Source organism: Cohnella boryungensis, from assembly GCF_042651945.1.
GTDB classification, from domain to species: Bacteria; Bacillota; Bacilli; order Paenibacillales; family Paenibacillaceae; genus Cohnella; species Cohnella boryungensis.
Map to the genome: position 1 here is coordinate 168342 of NZ_JBHSED010000036.1, position 20137 is coordinate 188478.

The 20137-nt window shown below is 52.6% G+C and carries 12 protein-coding genes and 1 pseudogene; all 13 read left to right on the forward strand.

Going from position 1 to position 20137, the window contains the following annotated elements:
• Nucleotides 1-280 precede the first annotated feature (280 nt).
• The 13 genes and pseudogenes from ACFO1S_RS17620 (at nt 281) to gucD (ending at nt 19915) form a co-directional block, all read left to right on the forward strand.
• Nucleotides 281-5050, forward strand: coding sequence for an S-layer homology domain-containing protein (locus ACFO1S_RS17620; protein ID WP_378127241.1), 4770 nt, complete (start codon nt 281-283; stop codon nt 5048-5050).
• 297 nt (nt 5051-5347) lie between these two features.
• Nucleotides 5348-5668, forward strand: a pseudogene (locus tag ACFO1S_RS17625) (group II intron maturase-specific domain-containing protein); the annotation flags it as partial.
• Between the two features lie 205 nt (nt 5669-5873).
• Nucleotides 5874-7694: a sensor histidine kinase gene (locus tag ACFO1S_RS17630; RefSeq protein WP_204603897.1), complete on the forward strand. Its 1821-nt coding sequence runs from the start codon at nt 5874-5876 to the stop codon at nt 7692-7694.
• Nucleotides 7691-9256 carry a response regulator transcription factor gene (locus ACFO1S_RS17635; protein WP_204603898.1) on the forward strand — a complete coding sequence of 522 codons (1566 nt, stop codon included), beginning with the start codon at nt 7691-7693 and terminating at the stop codon, nt 9254-9256. Before ACFO1S_RS17630 ends, ACFO1S_RS17635 begins: the two co-directional genes overlap by 4 nt.
• Nucleotides 9257-9408: 152 nt before the next feature.
• Complete coding sequence (locus tag ACFO1S_RS17640) at nt 9409-10740, forward strand: ABC transporter substrate-binding protein (protein WP_204603899.1); 1332 nt, start codon at nt 9409-9411, stop codon at nt 10738-10740.
• 60 nt (nt 10741-10800) lie between these two features.
• Nucleotides 10801-11667, forward strand: coding sequence for a carbohydrate ABC transporter permease (locus ACFO1S_RS17645; protein ID WP_204603900.1), 867 nt, complete (start codon nt 10801-10803; stop codon nt 11665-11667).
• A gap of 9 nt (nt 11668-11676) precedes the next feature.
• A complete protein-coding gene (locus ACFO1S_RS17650) occupies nt 11677-12507 on the forward strand; it encodes a carbohydrate ABC transporter permease (protein WP_204603901.1) in 831 nt (276 codons plus the stop codon).
• Between the two features lie 37 nt (nt 12508-12544).
• Nucleotides 12545-13333 (forward strand): SDR family NAD(P)-dependent oxidoreductase, encoded by a 789-nt coding sequence (locus ACFO1S_RS17655; RefSeq protein ID WP_204603902.1) that lies wholly within the window; start codon nt 12545-12547, stop codon nt 13331-13333.
• A 44-nt stretch (nt 13334-13377) separates the two neighbouring features.
• Nucleotides 13378-14724 carry a family 4 glycosyl hydrolase gene (locus tag ACFO1S_RS17660; RefSeq protein ID WP_204603903.1) on the forward strand — a complete coding sequence of 449 codons (1347 nt, stop codon included), beginning with the start codon at nt 13378-13380 and terminating at the stop codon, nt 14722-14724.
• Nucleotides 14725-14737: 13 nt separating this feature from the next.
• Nucleotides 14738-15718, forward strand: coding sequence for an aldose 1-epimerase (locus ACFO1S_RS17665; RefSeq protein WP_204603904.1), 981 nt, complete (start codon nt 14738-14740; stop codon nt 15716-15718).
• Between the two features lie 2 nt (nt 15719-15720).
• Nucleotides 15721-17442 (forward strand): dihydroxy-acid dehydratase, encoded by a 1722-nt coding sequence (locus ACFO1S_RS17670; protein ID WP_204603905.1) that lies wholly within the window; start codon nt 15721-15723, stop codon nt 17440-17442.
• A gap of 50 nt (nt 17443-17492) precedes the next feature.
• A complete protein-coding gene (locus tag ACFO1S_RS17675) occupies nt 17493-18425 on the forward strand; it encodes a hypothetical protein (RefSeq protein WP_204603906.1) in 933 nt (310 codons plus the stop codon).
• A gap of 32 nt (nt 18426-18457) precedes the next feature.
• Nucleotides 18458-19915 (forward strand): alpha-ketoglutaric semialdehyde dehydrogenase GucD, encoded by a 1458-nt coding sequence (gucD, locus tag ACFO1S_RS17680; protein ID WP_204603907.1) that lies wholly within the window; start codon nt 18458-18460, stop codon nt 19913-19915.
• Nucleotides 19916-20137 lie beyond the last annotated feature (222 nt).

Consider the following 20137-nt stretch of genomic DNA (forward strand, 5'->3'; position numbering starts at 1 on the left):
GTTTAGCGATGATGGGTCGGGTAACTATACCGCCTCTTTTACACCGTCAGAAGAAGGCAATAATTTTATTGACGCTACGTTTGCATTGGAGAAATGGGATAGCGCAAGCGGCACTTGGCAAGAGACCAGCGTAAAAACGATATTGACGGAAAGTGTACAGGTGAGTCGGGCGCCGGTAGATGCGAATCCTGACAATAATTCTGCAAGCGTAAGCGCCAGAGATGTTATTTATTTGGGTACCACGGGCTTCTCAATCACCGTTAGAGGAGACCGGTTAGGAGTGCCGGGTCCGATAGCCGGGGATACGAGGTATACGCCGATAAAGTGGGAAGTATTGGAGACCGGTGAGGTAGAATATGCGTTGCATTTTGCGATACCGTCCGTAGGTACTGCTAACTATTATCCTACGGCACCAGGTAGATATACGATTGAAGTTACCTTCAAGAAGGAACAGTATGATGGCAATGGTTACTGGACGGATATGAATGCTAATGATACCAAGACGTCGACTACCGTTATCGTGTCCGGACCTCCGACGCTTGCCGACGTCAATAATAATACTGCCGAGTTAAGCGCAAGCATAATCAAGGAAGGCAGCTCGGTCACAGTGACCGCAGAGGGCGATCGGCAGTCGGCGACTGGCGTGTCGCATCAAGATGAAAGATACTTTCCGAACAAATGGGTATTGCTTACAACGGACGGAAGTGAAGAGGCTCTCGGAAATATTGATTACGACGACGTTCAAGATAGTTATTCTTCCGTAATCACCCCCTTAACGGAAGGCGAATATGAGTTGAAAGTATCTTTCCAAAAGCAAGTATATGATTTGAAAGGTGAGCTCTGGTTAACTGTTTTCGGCGAGTCGTCCAAGAGCTTTAGCTTAACGGTAATGCCGGTGGCGAAACCTGAAAAAAATACGTTAAGCGCAACCCCAAGCTCAAAAGAAGTTACTTTGGGGGACAGTTTCACATTGACTGCCGTCGGGGACCGGCAATCTGAAACCGGATCGTTTGATGGCAATGAAAGATTCATTCCGGTAAGCTGGGCTTTATCGGATGGGACGTCAGGTTTGTTCAGCTTAAACGGCGGAAGCTATACATCCCAGTATACGCCTTTATCGGCGGGGACCCGAACCGTGACGGCAACCTATAAAAAGCAGGTATGGAACAGTACCGACAATCAATGGGAAGACACCGGCGTAACGGATACGAAAACGATAGATTTGACGGCAATGGCCGCGACTGGGCCGACGCAACCGACGGAAGCGGACGCCGGCAACAACAGTGTCAGCGCGAACCCGAGCAGCGTAACGACAGGCACAGCGGCCACGTTGACGGCGACTGGAGACCGGCAATCGGCGGACGGCGCATTTGTGGGCGACGAGCGTTACGTGCCGGTAAGCTGGAGCTCGGCGGAGATCGGCAAGGCGGGAACATTTACGAAAGGCAGTAACGGGATTTATACTTCCGATTACACGCCTTCGATAACCGGAAGCCATACGGTAACGGCGACGTTCCAGATGCAAACGTGGAACGGTACGACATGGGTAGCGGTTACTGGAGCGAACGATACGAAGACAACAACGGTTACGGCAACGGCCGCGACTGGGCCGACGCAACCGACGGAAGCGGACGCTGGCAACAACAGTGTCAGCGCGAACCCAAGCAGCGTAACGACAGGCGGAACAGCCACGTTGACGGCGACTGGAGACCGGCAATCGGCGGACGGCGCATTTGTGGGTGACGAGCGTTACGTGCCGGTAAGCTGGAGCTCGGCGGAGATCGGCAAGACGGGAACATTTACGAAAGGCAGTAACGGGATTTATACCTCCGATTACACGCCTTCGATCACCGGAAGCCATACGGTAACGGCGACGTTCCAGATGCAAACGTGGAATGGCACGGCGTGGGTAACGGTTGCTGGAGCGAACGATACGAAGACAACAACGGTGACGGTAACGGCAGCAACTGGGCCGACGGAAGCGGATGCCGCCAACAACAGCGTCAGCGCAAACCCGAGCAGCGCAACGACAGGTACAGCGGCCACGTTGACGGCGACTGGAGACCGGCAATCGGCGGACGGCGCATTTGTGGGTGACGAGCGCTACGTGCCGGTAAGCTGGAGCTCAGCGGAGATCGGCAAGACGGGAACATTCACGAAGGGCAGTAATGGCAGCTACACATCTGCGTATACGCCTTCGATCACCGGAAGCCATACAGTAACGGCGACGTTCCAGATGCAAACGTGGAACGGTACGACATGGGTAGCGGTTACTGGAGCGAACGATACAAAGACAACAACGGTGACGGCAACGGCCGTGACTGGGCCGACGCAACCGACGGAAGCGGACGCCGGCAACAACAGTGTCAGCGCGAACCCAAGCAGCGTAACGACAGGCACAGCGGCCACGTTGACGGCGACTGGAGACCGGCAATCGGCGGACGGCGCATTTGTGGGCGACGAGCGTTACGTGCCGGTAAGCTGGAGCTCGGCGGAGATCGGCAAGACGGGAACATTCACGAAGGGCAGTAACGGGATTTATACTTCCGATTACACGCCTTCGGTTGCCGGAAGCCATACGGTAACGGCAACGTTCCAGATGCAATCGTGGAACGGTACGGCGTGGGTAGTGGTTGCTGGAGCTAACGATACGAAAACGACAACGGTGACAGTAACGGCAGCAACTGGGCCGACGGAAGCGGATGCCGCCAACAACAGCGTCACCGCGAACCCGAGCAGCGTAACGACAGGTACAGCGGCCACGTTGACGGCGACTGGAGACCGGCAATCGGCGGACGGCGCATTTGTGGGTGACGAGCGCTACGTACCGGTAAGCTGGAGCTCGGCGGAGATCGGCAAGACGGGAACATTCACGAAGGGCAGTAACGGGATTTATACCTCCGATTACACGCCTTCGATCACCGGAAGCCATACGGTAACGGCGACGTTCCAGATGCAAACGTGGAACGGTATGGCGTGGGTAGTGGTTACTGGAGCTAACGATACGAAGACAACAACGGTGACGGTAACGGCCGCGACTGGACCGACGGAAGCGGACGCCGCCAACAACAGCGTCAGCGCGAACCCGAGCAGCGTAACGACAGGTACAGCGGCCACGTTGACGGCGACTGGAGACCGGCAATCGGCGGACGGCGCATTTGTCGGCGACGAGCGTTATGTGCCGGTAAGCTGGAGCTCGGCGGAGATCGGCAAGACCGGAACATTCACGAAGGGCAGTAACGGCAGCTATACGTCATCTTATACGCCTTCGATCACCGGAAGCCATACGGTAACGGCGACGTTCCAGATGCAAACGTGGAACGGCACGGCGTGGGTAGCGGTTGCTGGAGCGAACGATACGAAGACAACAACGGTGACAGTAACGGCAGCAACTGGGCCGACGGAAGCGAAGACCGACAACAACAGTGTCAGCGCAAGCCCAAGCAGCGTAACGACAGGCACAGCGGTCACCCTGACGGCTGACGGAGACCGGCAATCGGCGGACGGCGCATTTGTGGGTGACGAGCGTTACGTGCCGGTAAGCTGGAGCTCGACGGAGAGCGGCAAGACGGGAACGTTCACGAAGGGCAGCAACGGCAGCTACGCGTCTGCGTATACGCCTTCGGTTGCCGGAAGCCATACGGTAACGGCAACGTTCCAGAAGCAAAGGTGGAACGGTACGACATGGGTAGTGGTCGCTGGAGCGACGGATACGAAAACAATAGTTGTAACCGTTAGTAATGGAAGCTCCGGCTCGACTCCGTTGCCGTCAACTTCAACATCCGAAGGTGAAACTGAAACCAGCGTCATTGTTTTGGTTAATGGCAAAGCCGAAAACGCAGGCACAGCAAAATCGACTACAATTAACGGTCAATCGGTGATGACCATCCTCGTCGATCAGAAAAAGATCGAGGAAAAGCTTGCGATTGAAGGGTTTGGTGCGGTCGTGACGGTTCCGGTGAAGACCAATTCCGATGTGGTTGTAGCTCAGCTTAATGGCCAGTTAATCCGGGAAATGGAAGACCTCCATGCAACTCTTGTTGTAAAGACCGATCGTGCAATATACACGGTGCCTTCACTGCAGATCAACATGAATGAGGTATCGAGCCATATTGGAACCACGGTTCCGCTGCAGGACATCAAGGTAGAGCTTCAATTTGGCACAACGCCGACCGATATGGCGAAGATCGTCGCGCAAGCGGCAACGAACGGAAGCTTTACTCCTGTAATGCCAGCGATGGATTTTATAGTCAAGTACACCTATGGCGATAAGACAGTAGAAATTTCAACCTTCAGCATATATGTTGAACGAGCTATTGCAATTCCGGAAGGCATCGATCCGAACAGGATTACGACTGGCGTCGTCGTCGATCCGGATGGCACTTCTCGCCATGTGCCGACGAAGATTACGATCATCGATGGCAGGTATTACGCCGTTATCAACAGCTTGACCAACAGCACATACTCGGTCGTGTGGCACCCGCTCGAATTCAGTGATGTTGCGAAGCATTGGTCGAAAGATGCGGCGAACGACATGGGGTCCCGCATGGTTATCGAAGGCACCGGCAATGACCAGTTCAGTCCAAATCGCGATATTACTCGCGCCGAATTTGTGGCGATTATGGTCCGCGGTTTGGGGTTGAAACCGAGTAAAGAAGCCGCTCCTTTCTTGGATGTCAAGGAGAAGGATTGGTATAATACCGCGATCAGTACGGCATTCGCATACGGATTGATCGATGGGATCGGGGACGGTACGTTCCGCCCGAACGACAAGATTACGCGAGAGCAGGCCATGGTCATTATCGTCAAGGCGATGAAGATCACCGGTCTAAAAGCCAAGCTTTCAGCGAAATCGATTGAATCGCTGCTCCGTCCGTTTGCAGACGCAGCCGCTTCGTCCGAATGGGCAAAGAGCGGCATTGCGGACAGCATCCAAGCAGGCATTATCATTGGAAAAAGCGATACGCAGCTCGCACCGAAAGCTTATATCACTAGAGCCGAGGCTGCAGCGGTTATCCAGCGGCTGCTTCGAAAATCCGATCTAATTTAAGATCAAGGCTCAAAAAGAACCTGGAATCCATTGAGTATGATGTTATAGGATGCGGTCCAAGCTATAAAGTCCCCGTATTTAGAAGCGTCAGGGTGAATCCCCTGACGCTTCTTTGCTGTACGCCCAGCGTGGGCGTCATCTATACGGTCCGCAATGGGGGCTGGCGAGCGCCTACCATTAGCCAAGAGCAACGGTGTCCGCCGTGAGGCTGAATCGGAAGGAAGCCGAAGGCAAACGCACGGCTTGAGGTACACGAATCCAATTTGAGCTATCTAAATGCCGGCGTCATGGGACAAGCGCATTGACAATCTTAACCGCTTCTTAATGGGGTGGATAGGCTACTTCCAAATTGCTGCCGCCAAGAAACACTGTGAGACCTTCGACCAATGGATTCGGAGAAGGCTGCGAATGTGTTTATGGAAACAGTGGAAGAAACCGAGCGCACGCATGAGGAAACTGCGCAGTCTTGGAGTCCCCCAGCGGCTTGTGTACATGATGGCACACGCACGAGGTGGCCCATGGACCATTTCCCGCAATACAAATAATGCCCTCGGCGTCTCCTACTGGGAGAGCCAAGGGCTGAAGAGTTTGCTTAATCGGTATTTGGAACTACGTTAACCTTTAGGAACCGCCGTATGCGGACCCGCATGTACGGTGGTGTGAGAAGTCGGGGGCTTGCCGCCCCCTCTTACTCGATTCGCCCGAATCCAATCGCTGTTTGAAAGGATAGTGTGTTAGAATGTGCAATAAACATCGCTGCATTTTTTATTGAGGTACGCTCAGGGGGTCCATAGAATGAATGTACACGAGGGAGGGTTTCTAGATGATTAGGATGAAACGCAGAATGAACTTGATCACGCTCATTCTCCTTCTCATGTGCATTATCATTATTCCGGTTCTTATCCAAGGTTATATGTTGGGCAAAGGAGCGGTTAAGCAAGTGGAGACGTTGTACGATAAATCGGTATCCAGCAACATGGAGTCGCTCTCCATCAGCTTGGATTTTTATGTAAATCATATCGAGGATTATATTCGCACTCTGTCGCAGGATCAGGAATTGCAGAGGTTGCTGGATCGCGATGCCAACGTCTCCATCAGCAGTCAAGCCGTTATGGAGCGCCTCAAGTCTTTTACCACGGCCTATCGGCTGAGAGTGCCTTTATACGTTCAGATCCTGACCGATCAAGGGGAAGTGTTCAGTAATAGCGCCCTGCACGATACGGAAGTCGAAAGGTTCAAGCAAATCGTGCGCGGATTTAATTGGCCCGAAGATAGGATTCCTTATGACAATAACATCATGTATCGTAATGTAGGCGTCAATCTTCACGATCTCTCCGGCGAGCATAAGGCTTTATACTTTACGAAAAATATTGTGCAAGGAAATCAGGCTCTTGGCCTTTTGAATGTAGAAGTGAACGATAGCTTATTTCAACGGCTGCTGCGCAAAATTCAACTAAACAGTTCTACGCTTGCTTTCATTAGCAAGGAAGACGGAGAATTGCTTATTTCGAGCGAGGACAATGACTCTCCTCTACAGGATCTATCGAAAAACGCGATTTCGACGGCAAAGAAAAACGGGGGAGAATACGAAAGCTTTCATATCAAGTGGAACGGGCAGAGCTACTTCTGTTCCGTCCAGAATATTCCCTTTCTTAGCTGGTATCTAATTGCCTTAACGCCTGAAGAATTTGTAGCGAGTCCGACTAAACAGTTGTGGAATCATACGCTGACCTTGACGGTAGCCTCCATTGTATTAATTTCGCTCATCCTGTATATTTTCACAAGAAAAGCGATGGTGCCGATCTTAAATTTATCCAAGACGGTACGCAAAATCCGCTTTAACGACCCCGTTCAGGGGCATAGTATCCATTGGCACTTCCAGTACAAGGGATTGGAAGAGATCGAAATTTTATTTTCCGGCATTCAACAAATGGTTAGCCGGATCAATGAACAGATCGAGCGGATCCAAACGGATGAACGAGAAAAATCAAACCTGGAATTGAATCTGTTGCTCTCGCAGATTAAACCCCATTTTTTGCATAATTCGATCAACTCGATCCGCTGGATGGCGGAAATGAAGGGCGAGAAGACGATTGCCCAGACGCTTGTCAATCTGAGCAGCATGCTTAACTATACGTTAAGCAAATCACTCACGATCTGGAGCACCGTCGGTGAAGAAATGGATTATGTAAGGAGCTATATCGCTTTTCAGGAAAAACGCATTTTCATGAAAATCGAAACGATATGGAATGTGCCGGAGGAAGTCCGAAACGCGAGAATTCTCAAGCTGACGCTGCAGCCGATCGTCGAGAATGCCATATTGCACGGATTTGCCGATCTCGACGGGATAACGCCGCAATTAACGCTGTCGTGCGTCGCGGAAGAAGGGCAACTGCGGGTGGAAGTCGCAGATAACGGAGCCGGTATCGAGGAATCCGCAATTGCCGGAATGCTGTTTAATGACCCGGAAGGGACAGAAGATGAGGAAAGAATATCGGGTATCGGGTTGAAAAACGTGCACCGTCGCTTGCAGTTGGAGTACGGCGCGCATTATGGAATCGAAATTCGAAGCGAAATAGGCAAGGGGACGGCCGTCGCGCTAACTTTTCCTAATATCGATCATATAGGAGGAGCCTCCGAATGAAAGTGATGATTATCGAAGACGATATGCTCGTTAGAATGGGAATAAAATCGTTGATCCCTTGGTCGGAGTTGGGACTTGAGGTTGTCTGCGAAGCCAGGGACGGGGCTGAGGCCGTAGAGCTGTACGAGAAATTTTTGCCCGAAATCGCGCTTGTGGATATTCTGCTTCCGAAGATGAACGGGCTGGATTTTATAGAGAAGGTGAAACCGCTCAATCCTCGCGGAGAGTTCATTATTCTTACCTGCAATCAAGATTTCGAAACGGTTCGCAAATCGCTGCGTCTGGGCGTTCATGATTTCATCGTGAAATCGACGATGGAAATTGAAGAGCTTCAACGGATATTGAAGCAGTTAACGGACAAGATGAAAGCCACATTGTCGTCTCAAGAGGAACCTACATCGGAGACCGGTTCGAGATTCATTCGCAAAGCGGGTCTGTTGAGAGATTGGTTGCACGGATTGTATAACGGCGCGGAGACGGAAGATTTCGCAGAGAAACTGGGCGAGTTTAAATATTTTCTCGAAGAGGGACAATATCAGGCATGGGCCGTGGCATTGGACGTTTCCGGGAGCGATTCGATTCTTACTTCCCAGGAAGTCGCGAAAATCGGCCATTCGATCAATCATATGGCTGAGGAGCTTTACCGAGGAAAGCTAATCGGGTTCGTGGAGAACATCAAAGACAGCCGCTGGCATGTTCTGTTGCGCAGCGGGAACGGCATGGAGATCGACCCGGAGCTATTGATCGACTCCGTGTCGCAGTATCTCGGCCATTCCCTGTCCATCGCGGTAAGCAATCCATTTGTGGATTGGCGGGAGTGGATAGAGTACGACCGTATAGCGAGCGAACTGCTCAGCCTTAAATATTATTGCGATGACGATCATTTGTTCCAGGGGGAACCGCCCGAAACCACGCTTACCGATACCATGTTCGTATGGAAAAAGTCGATGATGAACAAGCTTACGGGGTTTCTATTCGAGCAGGCGGAAGATCATCTTGTCGACCTGAAGCGGGTCATTGGTCCGCCTTATCCAAAGCCGACGTTGGCGTACAATGTACTTGAGGACGTTTTGTTCCAACTGAAGCAGATATCCGAAATGACAGGAAGACGTCTTCCGGAAGAGCAATTCCAAAGAACCGAGCTGCTGAAATGCGTCTCGTTGTCGCAAGCCGTTCAATTGCTGCACAGCGCGATCCAAGTCTTGCAGGATCCGATATCCAGGGAAAAGAGCGGCCATGAAAGAAAGAAGTTCGTCGATGCCACGGACTTATTCATTCAGGAGAATCGCTTTGAGGAAATCAGTCTAAATGGGATAGCGGCGCACCTGAAAGTAAGCCCGGTTTATCTCAGCCGAATTTACAAGGAAGAGAAGGGAGTATCGTTCAGCACTGCCGTATTGACGGCCAAGGTGGAGCAAGCCGAAACCATGATCCGAAGCGGAATGACCTTAACCGAAATTTCCGATAAGCTGGGATATTTGAATCTCAGCTCGTTTACCCGGATGTTCAAGAAAATCAAGGGTGTCGCTCCGTCGCATTACGCGGAATCGGAATCGGATTAAAAGATGTCAATGCCGATTTAAAAAATGATAAATCAACTGCTCTGTAGATATAAAGTGATAAACCAAATGGTTGGCTTAGGACATTCAACAGATTAAGGAAAGCTTCTATACTAGGCTTCAAGACATCAACTAACGAAAGAGGGAAGCTTTCCATGAGACTAAGAAGAGGGTCTGTTGTAGCCGCAGCATTAATCATGGTACTGGCACTCGTGCTTAACGCATGCGGCAATGGCAAAAATGAAAGCGCTTCTTCCGGCAGCAACGGAGAGAAGCAAATCAAACTTGTTTTCTGGAATTCAGGGTTTGCCACCATTGACGAAAATAACAAATCCAAAAAAAAGGAAGACTTCTATATCTCCCAAGCGGTGGAACGTTATCAGAAGCTGCATCCGAACGTCAAAATCGACGTGCAGGACGTTCCTTCGGGAGACGAGCTGTTCGCTAAATTCCAAACGGCAAGCATCGCTAAGAACGGTCCAGACCTGACCGTACTCTGGTCCGGTTCGTACATGCTTCGCTTTAAGCAATTTTTGGAGCCGATGGACCCGTACTTCTCGGCAGAAGAAAGAGCCCGAATCGTCGGTTGGAGCGCAACAACGGAAGACTTCACGAACGACGGCAAAGCCTACGGCGTTCCGTTCGGGACGGACGGCACGTTCCTCCTGGCGTACAACAAAAAGATTTTTGCCGACGCGGGGGTCGATCCGGTCGCACAGCGTCCGAAAAACTTCCAGGAATTCGTGGCCATGCTCGAGAAGATCAAAGCGCAAAACGTGACGCCGCTCGGCTTGTTCAAAGACAGCTTTCTTCATGTTCCCGACTACTGGATTGCTCAGACGGTAGATATTCCGGGTCTGGACAGCCTGGTCAAAGGCACGTCAAACTTCTCCGATCCTAAGCTAGTGAACGTAATGAAGGGCTGGCATGAGCTCTTCGACAAAGATTTGGTCATTGCGGACGATTCCATTCGTCAATTGTTCATTCAAGGCCAGCTTGGCATGAGCGTGGGAGCCAATTCGGATATTACGAACTTCAGCAAAGAGATGGGCGATAACGTCGGCTTCATGAAAATCCCGGATTTCAGCGAGGACGTCAAAATCCATGATGGCGGTCCCGGCGGCGTCGGCGCGGCGTTCGTTGTGACGAATTACTCCGAGCACGCGAAAGAAGCGGCCGAGTTCGTCAAGTTCCTGATGAGCAAAGAGGAGCAAATCAACAAAATCAAGTCCGGCGAAGCTCGGATTACCGTAGTCAACGACGTGGACGTAAACGAATACGTCAACGATCCGCTAGTGAAAACGATGCAGGATATGGCTAACGAACCGAGCACGATTTTCTGGCCGGATAACGTCTACCCTGCCGAGCTGACCAGCGAGATGATGTCGCTGCAATCCCTGGTGTCCAGCGGGAAAATGACAGCGGAAGAATTCATGAAGAAAATCGATCAGAAACGCGACGAGCTTCTGAAGAGCAAAAGCAACTAAGAGAAAATGACCTCCCGTTAAGGGAGGTCACTTTTACAAAAGGCAAGGAGGAAGATGGGAATGAGTCTTAAGCAAGAGCGCTGGGTAGGTTGGTTCTCCTTGCTGCCGGCTTTTCTGTTATTGGCGATATTCGTGGGCTATCCGATGTTCAATACGTTCTTTCATAGCTTTACGAAATGGGACGGGGTTACTTCCGTGTTCATAGGGCTGGATAACTTCAAGAACATCTTAAGCAACGGGGATTTGCCGCTCATGTTGCGCAATAATTTGATCTTTTTATTATCCGTTCCTGGCATCCTGTTGATCTCGCTCGCGGTATCGGTCCTGTTGCACGAGGAGGTTCGCGGCTGGCGCTTTTTCCGTTCCGTGTATTATTTGCCGGCCATTCTCTCGTCGGTAGTCATCGGCTTCTTGGCGAAATCCATGTTTACCAACAGAGGTGTCGTGAATACCCTTCTTGAGAATATCGGACTCGGTCGTCTTACCGTGGATTGGCTGAATACGGTTCCGACGGAATTTATGATCTTGATCCTCTGCTTCTACTGGCAAACGCTCGGCCAAGGCACGCTTATTTTTCTTTCGGGGCTTTCCTCCATATCCAATGAATTGTTCGATGCCGCAAAAATCGACGGCACGACTTGGCGGCAGCGCCTGTTCTACATCGTCATCCCGTCCCTGTACCCGGCCATCTTTTATTTTACGATCGTTAACGTCATCTATGTATTCGTGGGGCTGTTCGGGCTCGTTTATTCGATTACGGGCGGGGGCCCGGGTTACGAAACGACGCCGATCGATTACATGATCTACATTCAAGCCTTCAGAAGCGGCAATATGGGCTATGCGAGCGCGCTTTCGGTTTTTCTGTTCTTCATCGTCATGTTGATTACCTGGGTTCAGTTAAAAATATCCAAACGCTTGGAGCAGTAGGAGGACAAGATGAAAACGGCCTCGACAAGAGTGATTAGGTTGCTGATTTTTATCGTTCTCGCCCTCATCGCCATTCTATCCCTGTATCCTCTTTTTTACATGGCGTTCAGCAGCATGAAGCCGACGATCGAGTATATCAAACACCCGCTCGCGCTTCCCGAAACGTGGTACTTCGACAATTTCAAAGCTTTGTTTTACCGGTTTTCCCTGGTTCGCCTATTCGGCAACACGGTCTTGTACGTGGGCTTGAGCATGGTCGCTTGCCTCGTCGTCTCCGTTCCGGCGGCCTACGCTTTCGCCAAATTGAAATTCCGCTTCAGAAACGGATTTTACGTCGCGATGATCGCCACGATGACCATTCCGGGCATCACCTTTATCATTCCGAACTACTTGCTGATGTCCAGAATCGGCTGGACCGACCATATCGTGTCCGTCGTCGTCATCTGGGCCGTCTCCGCCATTCCGAGTACGGTATTCCTGCTTACTTCCCTGATGAGGGGGATGCCGGACGAAGTGCTTGAAGCCATTAAGATGGACGGAGCGAAATATCACCAGGCCATGATTAAAATCATTCTTCCGATGAGTCTGCCCGGCGTGGTCACGGTATCGATCTTTAACGCGACGAATTGGTGGAACGATCTGTTGACCCCGCTGATCTACTTGCAGTCCGACCATCTGAAGACGGTAACCGTGGCCGTAGCGACCGTGCTTAACAGGTTCAGCTCGGATTATCCGCTGCTGCTGTCCGGATTGCTGCTGGCCTCGTTGCCGCCGATCGCGATTTATATTATTTTCCAAGGTTTCATCCGCAAGGGCTTGGTCATCGGAGCCGTCAAATAACCCAAACCGAATGAGGGAAAGAAAGGAAGATCTGCTTATGAGTACGAATCCGACGAAGCAAGGCCGCCTGAATTCAAAAGTTGCCATCGTCACGGGCGCGGCATCGGGAATCGGCAAAGGCACCGCGCTGCTATTCGCCGAAGAGGGCGCGAAGCTGGTGCTGGTCGACTTGCACGAAGACAAGCTGAACGAAGTCGCCGCTGAAATCCGCGAAGAGGGCGGAAGCTGCGAAATCGTATGTGGGAACGTCGGCTTGATGGCAACCGCGGAACGCGCGGTGGCCCGCGCGGTCGACGTCTATGGCCGGCTCGATATCTTGTTCAACAATGCGGGTATTATGCCCGTCGGCGATATTCTGGATTATCCCGAAGAAACGTGGGATGAAGTGTTGCAGGTCAACTTGAAATCGATGTTCCTGATGTGTAAAAAAGCGATTCCCGAGATGCTCAAAGGAAACGGCGGCTCCATTATCAACACGTCGTCCGTGATGGCTTCGCTGACGGAACCGGGTTATACCGCCTACTCCGCATCTAAAGCGGGCATTATCGGCTTAACCAAGGAAATTGCCGTCTCGTATGCGGAGAAAGGCATTCGTTGCAACGCCATTTCTCCGGGCTGGGTCGAAACGGATATGAACGTCCGGCTTGCCGATAGCCTGGGAGGCATGGACAAATTGTACCCGATTATCAAGCAGCAGCAGCCGCTCGGAAGAATGGCTACGACGCGCGAGATCGCGTATGCGGTACTGTTCTTGGCCTCGGACGAGTCTGTAGTCGTCAACGGGTCCAATCTGAGCATCGACGGGGCGGCATCGGCCGCGATTTGATGATGTCGCGATGATTAATAAATAACGATATTGGAGGATTTGTCATGCCTAAGATCAGTATTATCGGAGCCGGCTCGGCCATGTTTTCCCTAAGCCTTATTAAAGATATTTGCCTTACGCCTTCCCTTGAGGGCAGCGTAATCAGCTTCATGGACGTTGACGAGCAGCGTCTGAACAGCGCCTATTCGCTTTGCGAGCGGTATGCCAAGGAGGCGAATATTTCTCTGGTTCTGGAAAAAACGACGGATCGGAGAGAATCGCTTCGCGGAGCCGACTTCGTCATGCTCGCCGCGCTGATCGGAGGCCATCAACGTCTGAAAGACGGATGGGACATCGCTCGGAAGCACGGGTATCGGTTTGGCGGAAGCCTCCACGTTATGCATGACGAAGGATTCTGGATCAACTTCGATCAGTTGCAATTGATGGAGTCGGTGATGCAAGACATTCTGGAAATCTGTCCGAACGCGTGGTACATGCTCGTATCCAATCCGGTCATGGCCGGCGTGACCTATTTGCAGCGGAAGTACCCGCAAGCCAAGCTGGCAGGCTTCTGTCATGGTTCCAACGGAATTAAAGCCGTCGCCGAGGTCATCGGGCTCGATCCCGAACAGATTACGTACGAAATTCCGGGCGTCAACCATTTTATCTGGCTGACGGAGTTCCGTTACAAAGGCAAAGACGCGTTCCCCATCCTGGATCGCTGGATCGAAGAAAAATCGGCGGCGTATATCGAGCAATGCGGCACTTGCGATTGGCTGGGACCGAAAGCGCTAGATCTTTACAAGAAGTTCGGCGTATTCCCGATCGGCGATACGGGAAATCCGGGAGGCGGCGCTTGGCCGGCCTGGCATCACGCGGATGAAGAGACGGAACGCTTCTATAAGGAAGATCCCGAGGCTTGGTGGCGCGACCTCTACTTCGCGGGCGGAGCCGCGGGCGTAGAGAAAATTCGGAAGGTTTCCGAGAATACGGCCGAGAAAGTGATGGATAGCTTCCCGCCGGTGCATTCGACGGAACCGATGATCCCGTTTATCGAAGCGATCGCGTGCGATGTTCCTAGGGTGATGATCCTCAATATTTTGAACGACGGCAATTACGTGCCCGGCATTCCGCTGGATTTTCAGGTGGAGATTCCTTGTTACGTCAGCGGAATAGGCGTTCAAGGCATTAAAACGAAAGGTTTGCCTAAGCCCGTCATTCAATATGCGCTGCGCGATCGCGTCGCTCCCGTCGAGATGGAGCTGCAAGCTTACGAAAGCGGAAGCTATGAAGACCTTGTTCAATTACTTCTCATGGATCCGTGGACCCGTTCCGAACAACAGGCGCGGGCGCTGTTGGACGACATTCTTCAAATGCCTAGCCTTGCCGCGATGAGACGGCATTTCAAGTGAAGGGGCTGGCGATATGGCAATCGAACGGTTTGACCTTTACGGCGAAACCGCGATAAGAGCGCGGAACGAGAAGCTGGAGATCGTATTGGTTCCGTCATGGGGGAGCAACTTATTGTCTTTGCGCTCTCTCGGGAAAAATCTTGATTTGCTGCGCTTCCCGCAATGCCGGGAAGAGTACGAAGCGGATCCGTTCATGTACGGACTGCCGATTCTATTCCCTCCGAATCGGATCGCCGACGGTAGGTTCGAATATAACGACAGGGAGTATCGCTTTAACATCAACGACCCTTCGGAACACAATCATACCCATGGCTTGCTGTTCGATGCGCCGTGGAAGCTTCTGCGAGCCGAAGTCGAGGGAGAACGAATCGTGCTGGAGACGATTATTCATTCGGAGGATCACGAAGGGATTCTGGCGCAATTTCCTCATCTATTTACCGTTCATATGAAGTACGTATTGGAACAGGCGTCTCTAACCGTCGAAGCGACGGTCAGCAATCGGGATAGCGCTCCGTTTCCTTGGGGGCTCGGTTATCATACGACCTTTAATTTCCCTTTTAACGGTTCCGGGGATTTGGCGGCGTGCCGGTTCGCGCTTAATGCCGATAAGCACTGGGTGCTGGACGAACGGTTTCTGCCGACCGGGGAGCTCGCGGATATCCCGTATTCGGAACAATTGCGCGAGGGGAAAAGCCTTGTCGGGCATGCGCTGGACGATGCTTTCCTAACGGCCGGCACCGGAGCGAACGAAGCGGTGCTGACGGATTCGGGCTCCGGCATTCGCGTCGTATACGGCGCCGACGAACAGTTCAAGCATTGGGTGGTTTACAATCATGATTCGAAACAAGGTTATCTTTGTCCGGAGCCGTATACTTGGATCACGAACGCGCCTAATCTGCGGCAGCTTCCGGAGGAAATGACCGGCTTCCGCGTTCTTCGGCCCGGCGAACAAGCCAAGACGACAACGCGAATTCGGATTGAAGAGGGGATCTAGACATGTCTTTGCGCAGCGATCGATGGTTCAAACATCCGTCCAAGGAAACGCGATTCCAGCATTTGTCCGCCATGAGGGCGAATGGACATGTCCCGGAATCCTTCGTAGGCAAACCCATTATCGGGATTTTCAACTCGTGGAGCGATTTGAATAGCTGCAATGCGCCTCACAAGGAATTAGTCGAGTTCGTCAAACGCGGGGTGCTGCTCGCCGGAGGTTATCCGCTGGAGATGCACACGATTACGGCGCCAGCGGATTTTATGAAGCCTTCCGATCTGCCTTATCGCAACTTGATGGCGATGGACGTCGAGGAATCCATTCGGGCTTTGCCGATCGACGGCGCGGTCATGCTCTGCGAATGCGACAAGACGACTCCCGCTCAGCTTATGGGCGCGGCCAGCAGTAATATCCCGTCGCTTCAGCTGGCCGCCGGGCATCGGGCCTCCGGAACTTTTCGCGGGAAGAAAGTCAATTACGGCACCGATCTATGGCGGTTAATGGACGATTACAATGCCGGACTGTTAACCGAAGAGGAGTGGACGGAGCTGGAAAAATGTATTTCGTGCACGCAGGGAGGGTGTCCCGTTATGGGGACCTCCTCCAGCATGAAATGCTTGTCCGAGATGCTCGGCATGATGCTTCCGGGCACCTCCACGATTCCGGCTACGCATGCCAGCCGCAAATGGGCGGCGGAAGAGACGGGGAAACGAATCGTAGCGATGGTCAAGGAGGAGTTGACTCCGTCCCGCCTGATGACGGAAACCGCATTCGATAACGCCATCAAGCTGCTCGCGGCGATCGGGGGCTCCACCAACGCGGTTATCCATCTGACCGCGATCGCGGGGCGCCTGGGTATCCGTATCCCCTTGAAGCGTTACGAAGAACTGTCCGCCGGCATTCCGCTGCTGGTTAATCTTCAGCCGAGCGGCGAGCACAGCATGGACGATTTTTTCGAAGCGGGCGGGCTTGGCGCCGTGATTGACAGGCTGTTGCCTCAATTGGACGCGACCCGTCTTACCGCTTTGGGGACTACTCTTGAAGAAGTCTATCGCGATGCCCCCTCCTACCGCGACGATATTATTACGACATTAGGCGAGCCCTTCAAAACGGATGTCGGCATTGCCGTACTCACGGGCAACTTGGCGCCTTCCGGCGCGATCCTGAAACGCTCCGCGAGCTCGTTCATTAACGGGAAGCACAGAGGTCAAGCGATCGTGTTCGACAGTTATGAAGACATGCATGAACGAATAGATAGCGAAGAACTGAAAGTAGACGAGACATCGGTGCTCGTTCTGCGAAATTGCGGTCCGGTCGGCGCCGGGATGCCCGAATGGGGAGCGTTGCCGATTCCGAAGAAGCTGTTGAAGCAAGGCGTGCGGGATATGGTCAGAATTAGCGATGCGCGAATGAGCGGAACGAGCTTCGGAACGAATATCCTTCACGTCTCCCCGGAGGCTCAGCTCGGAGGACCGCTCGCGGCGATCCGCGGCGGAGATTGGATCGAGGTCGACTTGGAGCGGGGAACCCTTCATGTCGAGCTTACCGACGAGGAAATCCGCGAGCGAATGAAAGCCTGGTCGCCTGTTCGCTTACACAAGCGCGGATATATGCGGATGTACGCGGACCATGTCTTGCAAGCCGATGAAGGCTGCGATCTCGACAACCTGCGTCCGGCCTCCGAAGACGAAGTTCCGTTTGTTGAACCGACCGTAGGAAGAGGATAGGCAAATTAGTCAGTCGTTCTTATCGAATGACGATTATGGAGGAATTAGCGATGAGTAGAGCGAAAGCATTCGCGGCCAGTCTGGGTCTGCCGGTCAATGATCGGTTCCAGCTCCCGACAAGCGATAAGAGATTCGAAGACGGCGCGCATTATCGGGTGGAGATTCCTTCCGTGGAAGGACCCGCAATCTTGGAAAGCGTCATCGCCGAGTCCAAGAAATTCGGGATAACGGTGAATCGGGTATCCCAGGGCAGCGGCATTATGCTGTTAAGCGACTCCGAGATCCGCGACATGGCGCAGATGGGGAATACGGAAGGGATGGAAGTGTGCCTCTTCGTCGGCCCTCGAATGAGCTTCGACATCGGCGGGATGGCTCTTAGCGCCAGCGGTAAGGTGCTTGGCGGAAGACATGCGGGGATGGATCAACTGCTCTACGCGTTGGAAGACGTATTTCGCGCGACGGATCTAGGCATTCGAAGCGTATTGGTGGCGGACGAAGGCTTAGTCTCGCTGATCGATCAAGCCAAGAACAAAGGACAATTGCCGGCCGACCTGGTCGTCAAGATCTCCGCGATGATGAGCCCGACGAACCCGGTAAGCGCGAAAATCATAACGGAGCTGGGCGGCAATACGTTGAATCTGGCCGGAGATATTACGCTTCCGCAATTGTCGTCGATTCGTGCGGTCGTCGATGCGCCCGTTGATCTCTATATCGAGTCTCCGGACGATATGGGCGGATTTATTCGGAATTACGAGATTCCGGAGATCGTAAGAATCGCCTCGCCGGTTTATTTGAAATTCGGGCTGCGCAACGCGACTAGCGTCTACCCTGCAGGGGCCCATAACAAAGAGGTTGCCAGAATCCAGTGCATGGAAAAAGTGAACAGAGCCCATCTGGGTCTGCAAGCACTGGAACGATATAACTCCGTTGCCGTTCAATCCGGCAAGTTCGCTAAAGGCTTGGGAATTCCTACTGTGAACTAATGCCGCAACCAGGGGATGGAGGGAAGAGAAAAATGACGATAGAGCAAACCTATCTGAACTATATCGACGGGAAATGGACCCCGTCCGTAACGGGAAGGGTAACCGCGAGTCTTAATCCGGCCGATACGAACGACATTGCCGGTTACGTGCAAGATTCCGGCGAAGAGGATCTGAAGCTTGCTGTGAGCGCGGCCAATCGTGCCAAGGGGGCTTGGCGTAAGCTCTCGGGCGCGGCGCGGGGCGATTACCTGTTCAAGGCGGCCAATCTGTTGGAGGCAAGGTTAGCCGATATCGCGGAGACGATGATGCGCGAGATGGGCAAAACCTTAGCCGAATGCAAGGGCGAAGCGGCCCGCGGAGTCGCGATTCTCCGTTATTATGCCGGTGAGGGCATGCGGAAGATCGGCGACGTTATTCCATCGACCGACAATGAAGCCATGATGTTCACCACTCGGGTGCCTCTTGGGGTCGTAGGCGTCATAACGCCATGGAATTTCCCGGTCGCGATCCCGATGTGGAAAATGGCGCCCGCGCTTATCTACGGGAATACGGTCGTAATTAAGCCGGCGATCGAAACGTCCATTACGGCTGCTAAGCTGCTAGCTTGTTTTGAAGAAGCGGGTCTTCCGCCGGGCGTTGTCAACATGGTTACCGGCGACGGCGCAACGATCGGCGGCGGCATTGCGCGGCATCCCGATATTCACGGCATTACCTTTACGGGCTCGAACAAGATAGGGAAACAGATCGGGCAAACCGCTCTAGCCCGCGGCGCGAAATACCAATTGGAGATGGGCGGGAAAAATCCGCTTATCGTCGCGGAAGACGCGAACCTCGATCTGGCGGTGGAAGCGGCGATCAGCGGCGGATTGAAATCAACCGGACAGAAGTGTACCGCGACGAGCAGAATTCTTGTACAGGCTTCGGTCTATGAAACGTTCCGCGCGAAGCTGGTCGATCAAGTGAAGCGGCTGAGGCTGGGGAACGGAAACGATTCCGCGACGTGGATGGGGCCTTGTGCGAACGAAAGACAGCGCGATACCGTTCTCTCTTACATCGACAAGGGGATCGCGGAAGGCGCGAACTTGCTCTGCGGGGGAGGCGTCCCTGCCGACGAGGAATTAAAGCTCGGGTATTACGTGCAACCGACCGTATTCGACGGAGTGACCTCGAAGATGACGATCGCTCAAGAGGAAATTTTCGGGCCGGTGCTCGCGCTTATCCCTTTCAATCATTTGGAGGAAGCGATCTCGGTTGCAAACGACGTGGAATACGGACTAAGCGCCTCTATTTTCACGCAAAATATCGGGAATATTCTCGCTTTTATCGCCGATATGGATGCAGGCTTAGTCCGCATTAACGCCGAAACGGCAGGCGTCGAGCTGCAAGCTCCTTTCGGCGGAATGAAGCAATCCAGTTCTCATTCGAGAGAGCAAGGGCAGGCGGCCATCGAGTTCTTCACTTCGATTAAAACGGTTTTTCTGAAAGCCTAGTAGGATCTCAAAAAGAAATAACGGACGATGAAGAAGATCAATTTCAAGCGCAAGGATTTGTCCTGAGCGAGGCACATAGACCGATACATGATATTCGTTATAAAAGCTGCCCTGCATGGAGCGGAAAATTGGCTGAAAGAAATGGAAAAAAGAGAACCCAAAATGTTTCCACATTAGGTTCTCGGAATGATCCCATAACTGGCTGACCTTCTCCTACTCGAT